This window comes from Saccharopolyspora rosea (assembly GCF_025643595.1).
GTDB lineage: Bacteria > Actinomycetota > Actinomycetes > Mycobacteriales > Pseudonocardiaceae > Saccharopolyspora > Saccharopolyspora rosea.
Genome location: NZ_CP102826.1, coordinates 2088207 through 2102252 on the forward strand (window position 1 = coordinate 2088207; position 14046 = coordinate 2102252).

Here is a 14046-nt window from a genome sequence, read left to right on the forward strand (position 1 = left end):
TGAGGTAGATACTGCAACTGTCGCGGTTGCAGTTATGGGATGAAAAATGACGGAGGGCGGGCCTCCGTCATTGCTCGGTCAGCGCGAGTTCGCGCTTGAGGTCAGTACTTTTCGGAGCAGGTCGGCGATCGTCGTGCGGCCGAGCCGTTGTTCCAGGGCCCGTTCCGCGTCCCGGAACTCCACTTCGAGCAGGGCGGAGATGTTGCGTCCGACCTCGCACGCGTCGCTGGGGGGATGGGGGTGCCCGGACAGGATCCGCCCCTCCTCGACAGCGGCGTAGGCGTCGTAGAGCGTGATCTCCCGCGGGGCTCGGGCAAGGGACCAGCCGCCGCCGCGGCCCTCGGTGGACCACACCAGGTCGGCGTTGCGCAGGCTGCCGAGGATGCGCCGCACGAGCACCGGATTGCTCGCCAGGCTGTCCGCGATCTCCGCGGAGGTCAGACAGCGGTCGCCCCAGCGCGCCAACATGGTGAGCGCGTGAATCGCGACCGCACTCCTGCTGCTGAGACCCACCCGTCTTCCCTTCATGACCTGGGCGGCACCGATTAACTGTAACGAACCTAGTTGCAGTCGGATCGCCTGTCAATCCGGTGCCTGGGGTCCCTTCGCGATGTCGGGGTCTTGTCTCGGCGCGGGGGGTGTCGCGAGGGCGCCGCGGGCGGTCCGTGGGGAGGGGTTGCGTGGGGCGTGTTGTCGGGGCGCTCGGTCGATGGTGAGTCCATTGTGGATAGAACCGACGTTCTACTTAGGACACGTTGCGGATCCGGCGCCACAAACGCCAGTCGCGGCACTGCGGCGCCGTCGATGCGCAAGTAGTCGGAGAGGTAGTAGACCAGGTAGGTGGTGAGCGTCGAGGCGCCCGTGGACAGCAGGAACACCACGAGGCAGGCCCAGCTGAAGTCCGGGTTGCGCTTCGGGCTGAAGGAGAACGTGCGCAGGAGTTCCCGGGCTCGGAAGGCGGGGCGATCGGTCGGGCTGAGCCGCCGGTCGCGGAGAACGAGCAACATGCACGCGGCGGTCACCGGAGCGAACGCGCCCGGGATCATGACCATCCAGAATGGGGACAGCTGGGCGTCGCCGAGCCGGGTCGTCAGGGGGCTTCCTCGACGGGCTCAAGCCGTCGACGAGCAAGTGGACGGCCATCCTCGCCGGCACGCTGCGGTCGAGGCGTTCCAGGAAAGCGCGCAGTGGCGCCGCGCTGCCCGGTGCCGTGTCGAGCGTGTTCGTGGCGCCTTCGAGAGCGCGAACGGCATCGCGGTGTGTGGGCGCCGGATCCCGGTGAGCGGCGACGATGGAATGTTGAGAATTCCTTGACGGCGATCTGATCCGCGCGGTCGAACCTGTAACCGTGCTCGCAGGGGCGGTCACGGCGGGTGACGGGCGGACGTGGCGCGGTTGCCGTGCACCACCGTGGGCGAGTTCCGCGAGCAGGAACGGGCTCCCGGAGCGAGCCGGGACGGTGGAGGGAGAGCGCATGGAGTTCAAGAAGGTCGTCGGCACCCGGCGGTCGATCCGCTACTACCAGCCGTGGCGACCGGTCGACGAGGCGAAGATCCAGAAGGTGCTGGAGGCCGCGCGGCTGCAATCCCAGCACGGCAACGCCCAGCTGATCCGCAAGGCGGTCGTCGTGATCCGCGACGAAACCCCCGAACAGACCTGGAACGCCCTGGTGGAGGCGCTGTACAACCAGCCGGCCGCCGCGCAGGCGCCGGTGCACGTCTACTGGACCATCGACATGAGCGGCTGGGAGAACCTGCGCGACGAGCTGCTCAAGCTGATCGAGGCCGGTGCGTTGACCTCCAGCTACGGCTGGAGCGAGCAGTTCGTCGACGACGTCGTGATGAAGACCCCGGATTTCAACGTGCTGGCCGGGGACATGCGCTTCGCCGAGTGGCTCAGCGCCATCGAGACCGGCCTGGCGATCGGGTCCGCCCTGCTCGCGGCCGTCGACGAGGGGCTGGGCACCGGCATGCTCACCGGCAAGCGCGACCGCATCCGCGAACTGCTGGGCATGCCCGAGCACGCGACCCCGGCGCAGGTCCAGCTGCTGGGCTACCCGGCGGAGGACCGCGAGGCCGGCGGGCAGCGACCGCGTCCCGACTTCGAGCAGCTGTACTTCCGCGGCACGTGGGGCACCTCGTTCGAGCGGGACCCGGAGGTGGTGCGCGAGCTGACCGAGGCGGGCGCCATCCAGGAGGCCGCGCCGCTGCACTGGCGCAAGGCCGAGGTGCGCGCACTGGCCGGGCTCTTCGGTCTGCCGGAGTGACAGCCGCGGGCGGCGGTGCCCGGCGGTCACCGCCGCCCGCACGTGGGTTCCCGGGAGCAGCGATCCATGTTTGAGCAGCGGTTCACCGAGTTCGACACCGTGCGGCGCTACGCGCGGCAACTCGACGAGGACCTCACCGAGCAGGAGCGGGCCGAGCGGCTGGACACGCTCCGGCAGTTCGCCGAGTTCGTCGAGCGCACGCCGGACGAGATGGTCGCCGAGATCTTCGACGTCCAGACCCGCAAGTACCGCAAGCGCGGTTTCTACGCCAAGAAGATCAAGGAGTTCTCCGAGGGCCTGGACCTGCCGCGCGGGCGCCAGGTGGCCAAGGGCAACGTCATCCGCGCGTTCTTCATCGCCAACGGCCGCCGGGTGCCGCCGGAGATGCCGGAGTGGTTGTTGTGATCACCTTGCTGGGAGGCGGCATCGGCGCCGCGCGGTTGTGGTGCGGCATCGCGCGGGTGACGGACGAACCGCTGGTGTTCGTGGTGAACACGGCCGACGACATCTGGATGCACGGTCTGCGGGTCTGCCCGGACCTGGACACCGTGCTGTACGCGTTGTCGGGTCGGCAGGACGTGCGCCGCGGCTGGGGCGTGGCGGACGAGAGCTTCCGGTGCATGTCGGAGCTGCGCTCGCTCGGCTCGCCGGTGTGGTTCCAGCTCGGCGACCGGGACCTGGCCACCCACCTGTTCCGCACCGGGATGCTCCGCGCGGGCACGTCGCTGTCGGCGGTCACCAGGCGGTTGGCGGACGGGATGGGAGTGCCCCACGAGGTGCTGCCGATGACCGACGACGAGGTCACCACGTTCGTCCGGACGGGCACCGGAGAAACCCTGCACTACCAGGAGTTCCTGGTGCGGCGCGGGGCGCGCGACGAGGTGGCGGCGGTGCACTGCCGCGGTGTCGGGGACGCGGCCCCGGCGGACGGCGTGCTGCGGGCCATCCGGGAATCCCGGCTGGTGGTGGTGGGACCGAGCAATCCGGTGGCGAGCGTCGGCCCGGTGCTGGCGCTGCCCGGGGTGCGTCCTGCGCTGCGCGCGACGCCCGCCCGCGTCGTGGCGGTCACGCCGGTGGTCGAGGGCGTGCCGATCGACGACGAGGGTGAGGCCACCCGCGCCCGCAGTCGCGCGGCGTTGCTGGCCGCGTGCGGGCGTCGGCACACCGCAGCCGACGTCGCCGCGCTCTACCAGGACTTCTGCGACGTGTTCGTGGTCGACCAAGCGGATGCCGCCGCGGTCGCCGCGATCCGCCGGACCGGAATGCGCGCCGTCACCGCGCGGACCCTGCTGCCCCGGCGGCAGGACGCCGACGCGCTGGCCCGCCAGGTCCTGGACGTGGCAGCGCACGCCGACACCTGTCCGAGCGGGCATGGATGAGTCGCGTCGGTGCGGCTGCCCGGTCAGGTGATGTCGGATGTCGGCTTCGAGGAGGTGCTCGCTTCGCTGGGCGCACCACGCTGCACGACCGGGTGGTGCCGGCCCGGGCGTCAGGGCTCGAACCGGTAGCCGATGCCGCGGACGGTGCGGATGCGCTGGGGCCGGGCCGGGGCGGTCTCCACCTTGTGCCGGAGCCGGTGGACGTGCTCGGTGACGGTGGCTTCGGCCTGCCAACCCGGTTCCGACCGCCACACCGCCTGCAACAGCTGGCTCCGGGAGAACACCTGGCGGGGCGCGGAGGCCAGGTGGACCAGCAGGTCGAACTCCTTCACGGTGAGTTCGACGGCGCGTCCGCCGACGAGGACCTCGCGGGTGCGGGTGTCGATGACCAACCCGTCGAACTCGAACCGGCAGCGGTCGGCCTGCCCCCGGGTGGCGCGGCGCAGGACGGTTTTGACCCGGGCGACCAGCTCGCGGGGCGAGAACGGCTTGGTCACGTAGTCGTCGGCGCCGAGTTCGAGGCCCAGCACGCGGTCGGTCTCGCCGCGTCGCGCGGTGAGCAGGATGACCGGGAGGTCGCCCTCGCGGCGCAGGTGGTGCAGCAGGTCCAGGCCGTCGACTCCGGGCAGCCCGATGTCGAGCACCACCAGGTCGACCGCGGACCGCCGGAGTTCGTCGAGCACGGACCGGCCGTCCACCACCTCGCTCACCTCGAACCCGCCGTCGCGGAGCGCTCGGCTGGCGACTCGCCGGATTCGTTCGTCGTCCTCGACGACGAGCACGGACCGGGCGGACGGCGGTGGGGCGAACATGGGCGGGAGTGCTCCTTCCGGCGGCCCGCTACGGGCGGCACGTGGCGTGGTCGATCAGTCCAGCTCGGACAGAAGTGTCAGCTCGCGGTCCAGGGCGGCCAACCGGTACGGCTTGCGCAGCAATGCGGCGAAACCCGCGGCGCGCACCCGCTGCTCGACGTCCGGTTCGACGGAACCGGTGCAGGCCAGCATCGGTATTCCGGATTCGCGCAGCGATTCCCCGAGCGCCAGGCCGTCCGCGTCCGCCAAGGTGAGGTCGATGACGAGCGCGTCGGGCGGGTGGCTGCGGACGGCCTCCAGCGCGGTCTCCGGTGGGCTGACCGCGCGGCCGTGGTAGCCCAACGCGGCCAGCTGGTGGGTGAGCAGTTCGGCCATCCTTGCGTCGTCGTCGACGACGAGCACCCGCTTGGTCATGCGTCCTCCCCGCGCGGCGCCTGGACACCCCGGTCCAGCGGGTCCACCGGTTCGGCACCGGCGGGTCGCTCCGCCTCGTGCGCGGGCAGGTCGACCCGGAAACGGGTGCCCACGCCGACTTCGCTGTCGACGGCGATGGACCCGCCCATCGCGGTGACCAGCTTCTTCGTCAGGGCGAGGCCCAGGCCGACGCCTGCCGGGTCGTCGGGCGCCGCACCGGGACGTTCGAACGGCGTGAAAATCCGTTCCAGCGCGGCGGGTCCGATGCCGCGGCCGGTGTCCTCGACGGTGATGCGCACCTGGTCGGCCGACTTCCGCGAGCGCACCGCCACCCGCCCGCCCGGCCGGTTGTACTTGATCGCGTTGGTGAGCAGGTTCAACAGCACCTGGCGCAGCCGGTGGCGGTCGGCCACGGCGCGCGGTGCGGGTCCGGTCGGCGCTCGCAGCTCGATCCCCATCCGCTCGGCGAACGGCTGCGTGAAGCTGATCGCCTCCCGGGCGATCTCGGCCGGGTCCAGCGGTTCGAAGTGCATGGGCAGGCTTCCGGCCTCGGCCCGCGCCATGCAGAGCGTGTCCTCAAGGAGCCTTTCCAGGTGCGCGCCCGCCTCGACGATGTGCCGGGCGTGTTCGGCCGCCTCCGGCGCGAGCGCGCTGCGGCGCAGCAGTTCGGCGAACCCCACGACGGCGTTGAGCGGAGTGCGCATCTCGTGGTTGAGCTGGGCGACGAACTCGCTCTTGACGAGGTTGGCGCGTTCGGCCGCCTCCCGGGCCTGCCGTTCCCCGCGGATGCGGAGCCTGTCGGTGATGTCCCGCAGTTGCAGGCAGACGAAGCGCAGGCGGCCCTCGGCGTCGGTGACCGGTGACAGCAGCAGGTACGCCGCGCGGCGGCTGCCGTCGGCGTGCAGGAAGTCGTGGTCGCGGGAGTAGCAGCCCGCGCGACCGGAAACGATCCGGGACAGGGCGTCGCGCACCTCGGCGGCGCTGCCCGGCTCGAACAGGGCGTCGACGGCCATGCCGAACAGGTCGTCCAGATCGTGCCCGGTTTCGGTGCACAGCGCGGTGTTGACGTGGGCCAGTCGACCGTCGCGGTCGACCAGTGCCATGCCGACGGCGGCGTCGGTGAACGCGCCGCGGAAGCGCTCTTCGCTCTCGTGCAGCGCGTTGAACAACTGGTGGTGCTCGATGGCGACGGCGGCCAGGTGCGTGAACCGTTCCACGACGAGCCGTTCCTCGGCCCCGGGCCGGTGCGGGCGCCGGTGGTAGACCGCGAAGGTGCCGAGGACGTCCGAACTGCTCGGGCTGATCACCGGATACGACCAGCAGGCGCGCAGCCCGTGGCGGACTCCGACGGCGCGGAAGGCGGCCCACCGCTCGTCGGCGAGGATGTCGCTGACGAAGACCGGCCGACGGGTGTAGGCGGCGGTGCCGCACGAGCCGGCCACCGGGCCGATCGCCATTCCGTCGATCTCGGCGGTGTAGCTGGCCGACAGCGTCGGTGCGGCGCAGTGGTGCAGGCGGGATTCCTCGGGGTCGAACAGCAGGATCGAGCAGTGCGTGCCGGGCAGGTGCCGTTCCATCCCGGTGGCCAGCGCCGCCAGCGTCGCCGACAGCGGGGCCTTGCGGGCGACCAGCTCCAGCACCTCGGTCTGGCACGCCAGCAGGTCCGCGGTGTCCTGGGCGTTGGTGCTGCCGAACCTGATCCGGCCGCGGAGTCCTTCGGTGCGCGAGATCGCCTCCACGACGGTGTTCATGTCCTCGCGCACCGCGGGTGGGACGGCGTCGTCGTGCGCCGCCCGTTCCGCCACCGCCATGGCCACACCGAGTTCGTTGCCCATCGCGTGCAGGAGTTCGCCGTTGCCGCGAAGCCCGGTCGTCGCGCCGGTGCGGGGGTGGAGATCCAGCGGCCGGGACTCCTTCGCGGGCATGGCGGTACTCCTGTCTGGTGCCGGAAGTGACAACACGTGCCCGCGTGCCACCCGCCCTCCGCGACCGGGTGCCGGCAGTTCGGTGTTCGGGTGGGTTACCGCGGCGGAGTCCGGTGGACGCACTCGCGCAGGCGGCGGATGTCGACAGCGACGGTCGGGGCCTCGGCCGCCGCGCGGGCGTCGAGCCGGTCGATGTGGGCCGTGTCGCCGCCGTGGGTGCCGATGGCCGTCCTCAGGGTGTCGCGGTCCTCTTCGGACAGTGCGAGGTGCGAAGCTGCCGCGACTTCCGCCATCATCCGGGCCGCGGCCAGTTCCCGGCCCGCTTCCAGGTGGGCGACCAGCTGGTCGACCGTGCGGTTGCTCAGCGACGCGCTGATGTGGAAGAGCACCTGGTCCAGGGCGTCGGTGAGCGCCGTGGTCTCGTCGTTCGAGGTATGCATGCGGTTCTCCCTGCGGTCGCGTGGGGCGGGGAACGCTTCCGGGGCGCGACGCCGAACGCGGCCCGGTCCGTGCACAGTGGACGAACCGGCGGATCCCGCCGCGCGCCGCGGCGCTTCCCGACGCGTTGACCACGCCGATCCCCTCCTCCCTCGCGGACCTGGGCGGGACGCAGGTGTTCCTCCGCGAGGATGGTGCACGCCGTCGTGCGCACACCACCTGCATGTGGGGGTATTGGCGCGTTGCCGACCGGCACCGCCCTGCTGGGACGAACCGGCCCGCGGGAGCCGGACGGCGCCGCGGTGGTGCGGACTCGTCCGGCGGACCCGACCGGGAACCCGGCGCGTTCGTGGTCAGGACGCGGCGTGCCGGTCCGGCCGTCAGCCGACCTGCGGGCTGACCGGCTGCTCGTTGCCGAGGGCGCTCCTCGACTTCTTGCCGACGAAATGCCAGACGAGGCTGCCCAGGAAGGGGAAGACGAAGATCGCGACGATCCAGGCGGCCTTGTGGACCAGTTCGAGCTTCGACCGGACGACGCCGATCAGCGCGCTGATCACGAAGACCAGGTATGCGGCGACGAGCGCGCAGACCAGGAACACGGTGACGTACGCGGACACGGGTTCGGGATTCACTGTCGGGCCTTTCGGTTCGGCGAGTCCATCGAGTCCCACCGGCGTGGCCGGCGGGAAACGCACCCGTGACCGTGCACCGCGGCGCGCCCGGCGACGACGGGCGAGTCCGGCGGCACCCGGTGATCAAGGGAAATCCCTCGCGGCGGGACGTCCCGCACCGCCGCGCGAGCCGGTGCGGTGCGCCCGATCGGATGTGCCGGGAGCGGGCTGCCTGGCTCATCGTCGCTTTCCGTTCGCAATTCGCGAAGAAAGCTCAGAGAATACGAGGAGACCCCATGTGGGGTCCAGGCGAGGTCCTGTCGGCCAGCGCGGCGAGATTCCCGCGGAGAACCGCGTTGATCAGGATCGCGTGCGTTGGGCGATGCCGAGCTCCGGCCTCGTGATCGCGGGCGCGGACCTGCGTGATCACCTACAGGTGGAGGTGTTCTGCTCGGCCGCCGGAAGGTTAGAACTACTCCGGTAGGAGGTCTCGGGAGCGTTCGGCTCCGCGGGCCTCCCCGCCGCGCGTCGGGTGCGCGGACGCGCGTTGGTCGGTATTTCCTCGGATGATTCCACCGGCGGTTTCCCGTCGGTCGTGCCCGGTTCTGGAGCAGAATTGACCACGTTGTTCGACTTTCTCACGTCGCAGGCGGAAAACCGCGGCGACGATTCCGCCTACCTGTTCCTGAACGACGGAGTGGAGCGGTGGGACGTCACGTACGGCGAGTTGTACCGCCGGGTCCTCGGCAACGCGGCGGTGATCGCCGCCCACGCCAACCCCGGTGACCGCGCTGTCCTCGTCTGCCCGCCCGGTCCCGAGTTCGTCGTCGCCTACTTCGCGTGTCTGACGGCCGGGGTGGTGGCCGTTCCGACGACACTGCGGGACCCGGCAAGGATGTCCCGGGGCGCGGAGCGGCTGTCGTCGGTCGTCGACGACTGCGCGCCCGCACTGGTTCTGAACTCGTCCGACCAGATGTCCCAAGTGGACAGACGTCTTCCCGGACTGCACCGCGTGCCCGTGGATCTCACCGCCGAACCCGTCGAGGAGTGGCGTCCTCCCCGGGTTCGCGCCGAGGACCTGGCGATGCTGCAGTACACCTCGGGATCCACCTCCGCGCCGAAGGGCGTCGCGCTCACGCACGCCAACCTGCTCGCCAACGCGGCGGCCATCTCCACGCTGATGAACGTGACGTCGGACAGCGTCGGTGTCTCGTGGTTGCCGACGTTCCACGACATGGGGCTGATCGCGGGGGTGGTGCTCCCGCTGGTGAACGGAGCCCGGGGAGTGCTGATGCCTCCCGTGGACTTCGTCCGCAGGCCGGTGCGGTGGTTGCAGGCCATCAGCGCCTACCGGGGCACCATCTCGGGGGCGCCGAACTTCGCCTACGAGATGTGCCGGAGGCGGGTGACGGCCGACGAGCTCGCGGCGCTGGACCTGTCGAGCTGGGACGCGGCGTACTGCGGTGCCGAACCGGTGCGCGCCGACACGATGGACGGGTTCGCCGAGGACTTCGCCCCCGCCGGGTTCGAGCGCTCGGCGCTCATGCCCGTCTACGGGCTCGCCGAGGCGACGCTGATCGTCAGCGGCGGTCCGCGCCGCAGCGGTCCGCGGGCGCTGGAGGTCGACCGGCAGCAGCTCGCCCAGGGGCGGGTGCGGACCGCCGAGGCCGGGACGCCGAGCACGAGTCTGGTCGACGTGGGACCAGCGGCGTCCACAGTAGACCTCCGCGTCGTCGACCCCGACACCGGCGCCGAGTGCGCCGACGGCGCCATCGGGGAGGTCTGGGTCGGCGGACCCAGCATCGCGCAGGGCTACTTCCAGCGCCCGGAGGAGAGCGCGGAGGTCTTCGCCAACACCCTCCCCGACACCGACACGCGGTACCTGCGGACCGGCGACCTCGGCGCGCTCGTCGACGGCCACCTGTTCGTCACCGGGCGGCGCAAGGACCTGATCATCGTCGCTGGTCAGAACATCTATCCGCAGGACCTGGAGCTCGCCGCCGAGCAGGCCAGCCCGGCGGTGCGCCCGGGCGGGTGCGCGGCGTTCGCGGCGGAGGAGGACTCCGAGTCGGTCGTGGTCGTCGCCGAGGTCGACAGCCGGTGCCGCGACGAGGACCAGCCGGACGTCGCCCGGCGCATCCGGCAGGAGATCGCCGAGACCCACGAGCTCGCGCCGGAGCGGGTGGTGCTGATCAGGGCGCGCGGTCTGCCCAAGACCTCCAGCGGCAAGGTGCAGCGGCGGCGCTGCCGCGAGCTGCTGGACGACGGCGGCCTCGCCGTCGTCTTCGACTGGCCGACCGACGCCGGGCAGGACTCCTCGCACGGCCCCGGTTTCTCCGCGATGGAGGACCGGATCGCCGACCTGTGCGAGGAGGTCCTCGGAGTCCGCCCGGACGCCGGGGACGAGAACCTGGCCCGGCTCGGCGGTGGGTCGCTGAGCGCGATCCGCCTGGTCAACGAGGTCAACAAGCACTTCGGCGTGGAGGTGCGGGCCGCCGAGGCGTTCCGTTCGCTGACGGTCGGCGGGCTCGCCGAGGCCGTCGAGCGGGCCCGCCGGGGCGGCCCGGCGGAGGACGACCAGCGTCCGGAGCCGAACCCGCACACCGACGCGGTCCTGGACCCGGACGTCGTCGTGCCCGCCGACCGCGCTCTGGCGTCCGCCGCCAAGCCACGCGAGGTGCTGCTGACCGGCGCGACCGGTTTCGTCGGGGCGTTCCTGCTGGACGAGCTGCTGCGCCGCACGAAGGCGCGGGTGCACTGCCTGGTCCGCGCGCGGTCGCGGGAGGACGCCCGGAACCGGTTGGTGCGAACCCTGCGCGGTTACGGGCTTTCCACCGACGGGTTCGACCGCGTGGTGCCGGTCGCCGGTGACCTCGCCGAGCCGGAGTTCGGGCTGGACGCCGAGCAGTACGGCGACCTGGCCGCACGGGTCGACGCGATCGTGCACAGCGCCGCGTCGGTGAGCGCCGTGCAGGGCTACGAGACGCTGCGCGGCCCCAACGTCCTCGGCACGCGGGAAGTGCTGCGCTTGGCCACGCGGGAACGGCTCAAGCGGGTGCACCACATCTCGACGCTGGCGGCCATGCAGGGACTCGGGGACTGGCACCTGGCGGATGTGGCCGAGGAACCGATCCCGGTCGCGCCGAGCGCCGAATCGGTGCTCAGCGGTTACCCGCGCAGCAAGTGGGTGGCCGAGCAACTGGTGCACGCCGCGGGAGAGCGCGGCGTTCCGGTGAGCATCTACCGCCTGGCCCGCGTGTCCGGGGACAGCGAGAAGGGGTACTGGGCCGAGGGGGACTTCTGGTGGCGGGTGCTGACCGGAAGCGTGCGCGTCGGTGTGCTGCCCGACGCCGAGTGGGTCGACCTGTGGACGCCGGTGGACCACGTCGCCGAGGCCGTGGTGCGGCTGGCGCTCCGCCCGTCGTCGGCGGGCCGGATCTTCCACGTCGCCGACACGCCGTCGCTGCGGATCAGCGACGTGCACCGCTGGCTGGAGGAATGCGGATACGCGCTGCGCATCGCGTCCCGCGCCGAGTGGGTCGAGGCGTTGGAGGCCGACGAGGACAACCCGATGTGGCTGTTCCTGCCGCACCTGCGCGGCGCGGCGTCCGGCGCGGACGGGCCGGACGTGCTGCCCGTGGGACAGGAGTTCGCGGTGCGGACCGCCAACCTGCGTGCCGGACTCGACGGCAGCGGTGTGGCCTGCCCGCAGATCGGATCGGGCCTGCTGGCCACGTACCTGGAGCGCATGGCGCAGGACGGGATCATTCCCAAGGCGGGGGAGATGAGCGACCGATGACCGAGAACCGGACGAGCGACACCGTCGCCGAGTCCCTGGCCGAGGTGCTCTTCGCCGGGCGCGAGGACACCGACCTGGCCGAGCTGTTCTCCCGGGAGGAGTTCGCCTACCGGGAGGTTTCCACGGCGCGCGAGGCGTTGCGGCTGTCGTACGACCGGCTGCGGCTGGTGCACGAGTCGGTCGGGCCCGCCCGGGAGCTGCTGGCCGACTTCGAGTGGCTGTTGGCGTTGCACGAGTGGTCCGGCATCGTCGATCCCACGATGGCCTCGCTGCTGTCGCCGCACTACAACCTGTGCCTGGGCACGGTGCTGGAGCGGTCGCCGAACGATCCGGACGTGCGGCCGCTGCTGGCCGACCTGGAGTCGATGTCGGCCGTCGGGGTGTTCATGATGACCGAACTCGGCTACGGCACGAACGCGGCCGCGCTGGAGACCGAGGCGGTCTACGACCGCGACGCCCGGGTGTTCCGCCTGACCACTCCGAGCGAGCGCGGCCAGAAGTTCATGCCCGCCACCGGAGCCGACGACGTCGGCAAGATCGGCGTGGTGATGGCCCGGCTGAAGGTCGACGGGACCGACCACGGCGTGCTGCCGTTCCTGGTGCGCCTGCGGCATGCCGACGGGACGCCCTGCGAGGGCGTGTCCATCACCGCCCTGCCCGGCAAACCCGCCTACCACCAGGACAACGCGTTGACCGCGTTCTCCGACGTGGAGGTTCCGCTCGGCTGCCTGCTGGCGGGCCGGGCGGGTGCGTTGGACGAGGACGGGACGTTCACCAGCGAGGTGGCCGACCCGCACCGGCGGTTCCTGTTGTCGGGCAGCCGGTTGTACACCGGGCGGCTGCTGCTGGCCGCCGCGGCGGTGGCGTGCTGCCGGTCGGCGACGTGGATCGTGGTCCGGTACGCCACGCAGCGCAGGACGTTCGCCACCGGCGGTGACGGTCAGCAGGTGCCGGTCACGGCGTACCGGAGCTTCCGCCGCCCCGTGTTCACCCACCTCGCGTACACCTACGCGATGACGATGCTGGTCCGCCACGCGACCCGGGCCTACACGGGCATGACACCGGAGCGCGAGGCGGAGGTGGAGCACCTGATGTCGCTGACCAAGGCGTGGACGACGTCGTGGGCAGAGCGCCTGTTCGCGGAGTGCCGGGAGAGGTGCGGGGCGCAGGGGATGTTCTCGGTGAACCGGATCGCCGAGTACCTCTGGATGGCGCACGCCACGATGACCGCCGAAGGCGACAACCAGGTCATGTTGCTGAAGGCGGCGGGCGAGATCCTCTCCGGGTTGCAGCACGACCCGCCCCGGCACGAACCCGAGGAACCCAGCGGCGAACTGCTCGACGAGGACTTCTGGGCATACGTGCTGCGGGAGCGCGAGATCCGCATGCGCGACCGGATCAACGCCGAGCTGCAGCGGCGGGCGAACTCGTCGGCGTCGTTCTTCGACGCCTGGAACGGCGTGACCAACCAGGCGGTGGAACTCGCCAGGGCGTCGGCGGCGCGGATCGGCCTGGAGAGGCTGCTCGACGCCGTCGACGCGGTCGAGGACGCGCGGGCCGCCCACGCGCTGCGGCGGGTGGCGGGCCTGTTCGCGCTGGCCGAGATGGACCGCCAGTCCGGTTGGTTGGTGAGCGCGGAGCTGCTGACCACCGACCACGTCGACCAGCTGCCGTCGGTCATCGACGACCTCTGCGAGGGCATCGCGGGATCGGTGATGTCCTTGGTGGACGCGTTCCGCATTCCCGACGGGCTGGTGCGGGCGCCGATCGCGGTGGACGACTTCGTCGCGGAGTACCGCTCGCGGATCGGGGCCTGAGAGCGTGTATTTGAACTCGTTGTGCGTGGCGGTGCCGGTGGCGGAACCTCAGCGGCCGTCTCGGCTCCGGGAGCCCCTCCTGATGTATGCCCAATACACGGCGGAGGGGCTGTCCTCGCGAGACGCCCGCCCGTCGCCCGACCACCACCCCCCACGGAGGCGCTACGCGCCACTGTGACCACCGGAGAACCCGCGGCGGTGCGGGTTGCGAGACCACTCACCGAAAGAGAAAGCGGCTCACGCCGCTTGCCACGGCGGTCAGGACCAGGTTCGAAGACAGGAACTGAGAATCCGCACCGGCGCCTTCCGCCCGACCGCGGGCGGGAGGCGCCTGCCGTCTTTAGTCCTTTGTGGACTGTCTGGGGCGGTGGTGCGGCGGACCTTCCAGGTGGAGGTGCTGGGTGCCCCGATTCGGCGGGCGCGGTCGGGTGGCCACCCGTGTCCACCGGTGGCCGTCCGCCGCGGTGTCCACAGTGGAGCAATGCCGCGGTACGCCCGATCGGGTGTGCCGGGAGCGGGCTGCCTGGCTCATCATCGCTTCCCACTCGCGATTCGCGAAGGAAGCTCAGAGAATACGAGGTGGCC

At 71.4% G+C, this 14046-nt stretch carries 12 protein-coding genes; 6 read left to right on the forward strand and 6 right to left on the reverse strand.

What is annotated here, in order from left to right; genetic code table 11:
- Nucleotides 1–78 precede the first annotated feature (78 nt).
- Complete coding sequence (locus NV263_RS10125; protein ID WP_263252472.1) at nucleotides 79–513, reverse strand: Rrf2 family transcriptional regulator; 435 nt, start codon at nucleotides 511–513, stop codon at nucleotides 79–81.
- A gap of 327 nt (nucleotides 514–840) precedes the next feature.
- Here NV263_RS10125 and NV263_RS10130 point away from each other — a divergent pair, with 327 nt between their 5' ends.
- The 4 genes from NV263_RS10130 (at nucleotide 841) to cofD (ending at nucleotide 3645) form a co-directional block, all read left to right on the forward strand.
- A complete protein-coding gene (locus tag NV263_RS10130) occupies nucleotides 841–1314 on the forward strand; it encodes a hypothetical protein (protein ID WP_263252474.1) in 474 nt (157 codons plus the stop codon).
- A gap of 160 nt (nucleotides 1315–1474) precedes the next feature.
- Nucleotides 1475–2266, forward strand: coding sequence for a nitroreductase family protein (locus NV263_RS10135; protein WP_263252476.1), 792 nt, complete (start codon nucleotides 1475–1477; stop codon nucleotides 2264–2266).
- A 66-nt stretch (nucleotides 2267–2332) separates the two neighbouring features.
- A complete protein-coding gene (locus NV263_RS10140) occupies nucleotides 2333–2671 on the forward strand; it encodes a hypothetical protein (RefSeq protein ID WP_263252477.1) in 339 nt (112 codons plus the stop codon).
- Nucleotides 2668–3645, forward strand: a complete 978-nt coding sequence (gene cofD, locus NV263_RS10145) for a 2-phospho-L-lactate transferase (protein WP_263252479.1) — start codon at nucleotides 2668–2670, stop codon at nucleotides 3643–3645. The genes NV263_RS10140 and cofD overlap by 4 nt, the downstream gene beginning before the upstream one ends.
- A 110-nt stretch (nucleotides 3646–3755) precedes the next feature.
- On the opposite strand, the gene NV263_RS10150 is transcribed toward cofD, so the two are convergent.
- The 5 genes from NV263_RS10150 to NV263_RS10170 all read right to left on the reverse strand — a co-directional run bounded on the left by NV263_RS10150 (nucleotide 3756) and on the right by NV263_RS10170 (nucleotide 7851).
- On the reverse strand, nucleotides 3756–4457 hold the full coding sequence (locus tag NV263_RS10150) for a response regulator transcription factor (RefSeq protein ID WP_263252481.1): 702 nt from the start codon (nucleotides 4455–4457) through the stop codon (nucleotides 3756–3758).
- A 54-nt stretch (nucleotides 4458–4511) separates the two neighbouring features.
- Nucleotides 4512–4871, reverse strand: a complete 360-nt coding sequence (locus NV263_RS10155) for a response regulator (RefSeq protein ID WP_263252483.1) — start codon at nucleotides 4869–4871, stop codon at nucleotides 4512–4514.
- Complete coding sequence (locus NV263_RS10160) at nucleotides 4868–6796, reverse strand: ATP-binding protein (protein ID WP_263252484.1); 1929 nt, start codon at nucleotides 6794–6796, stop codon at nucleotides 4868–4870. Before NV263_RS10160 ends, NV263_RS10155 begins: the two co-directional genes overlap by 4 nt.
- 95 nt (nucleotides 6797–6891) lie before the next feature.
- A complete protein-coding gene (locus NV263_RS10165; RefSeq protein WP_263252486.1) occupies nucleotides 6892–7236 on the reverse strand; it encodes a hypothetical protein in 345 nt (114 codons plus the stop codon).
- Nucleotides 7237–7614: 378 nt separating this feature from the next.
- Nucleotides 7615–7851 (reverse strand): PLD nuclease N-terminal domain-containing protein, encoded by a 237-nt coding sequence (locus NV263_RS10170; protein WP_263252488.1) that lies wholly within the window; start codon nucleotides 7849–7851, stop codon nucleotides 7615–7617.
- A 619-nt stretch (nucleotides 7852–8470) separates the two neighbouring features.
- On the opposite strand from NV263_RS10170, the gene NV263_RS10175 reads away from it, so the two are divergent.
- Nucleotides 8471–11644 carry a thioester reductase domain-containing protein gene (locus NV263_RS10175; RefSeq protein ID WP_263252490.1) on the forward strand — a complete coding sequence of 1058 codons (3174 nt, stop codon included), beginning with the start codon at nucleotides 8471–8473 and terminating at the stop codon, nucleotides 11642–11644.
- Nucleotides 11641–13461 carry an acyl-CoA dehydrogenase family protein gene (locus NV263_RS10180; RefSeq protein ID WP_263252493.1) on the forward strand — a complete coding sequence of 607 codons (1821 nt, stop codon included), beginning with the start codon at nucleotides 11641–11643 and terminating at the stop codon, nucleotides 13459–13461. The genes NV263_RS10175 and NV263_RS10180 overlap by 4 nt, the downstream gene beginning before the upstream one ends.
- The last annotated feature ends 585 nt before the right edge of the window (nucleotides 13462–14046 follow it).

Coding starts and splice junctions, on each gene's coding strand:
- NV263_RS10180 (WP_263252493.1), top strand. CDS start 11,641: ATGACCGAGAACCGGACGAGCGACACCGTCGCCGAGTCCCTGGCCGAG.
- NV263_RS10135 (WP_263252476.1), top strand. CDS start 1,475: ATGGAGTTCAAGAAGGTCGTCGGCACCCGGCGGTCGATCCGCTACTAC.
- NV263_RS10165 (WP_263252486.1), bottom strand. CDS start 7,236: ATGCATACCTCGAACGACGAGACCACGGCGCTCACCGACGCCCTGGAC.
- NV263_RS10155 (WP_263252483.1), bottom strand. CDS start 4,871: ATGACCAAGCGGGTGCTCGTCGTCGACGACGACGCAAGGATGGCCGAA.
- NV263_RS10160 (WP_263252484.1), bottom strand. CDS start 6,796: ATGCCCGCGAAGGAGTCCCGGCCGCTGGATCTCCACCCCCGCACCGGC.
- NV263_RS10150 (WP_263252481.1), bottom strand. CDS start 4,457: ATGTTCGCCCCACCGCCGTCCGCCCGGTCCGTGCTCGTCGTCGAGGAC.
- NV263_RS10140 (WP_263252477.1), top strand. CDS start 2,333: ATGTTTGAGCAGCGGTTCACCGAGTTCGACACCGTGCGGCGCTACGCG.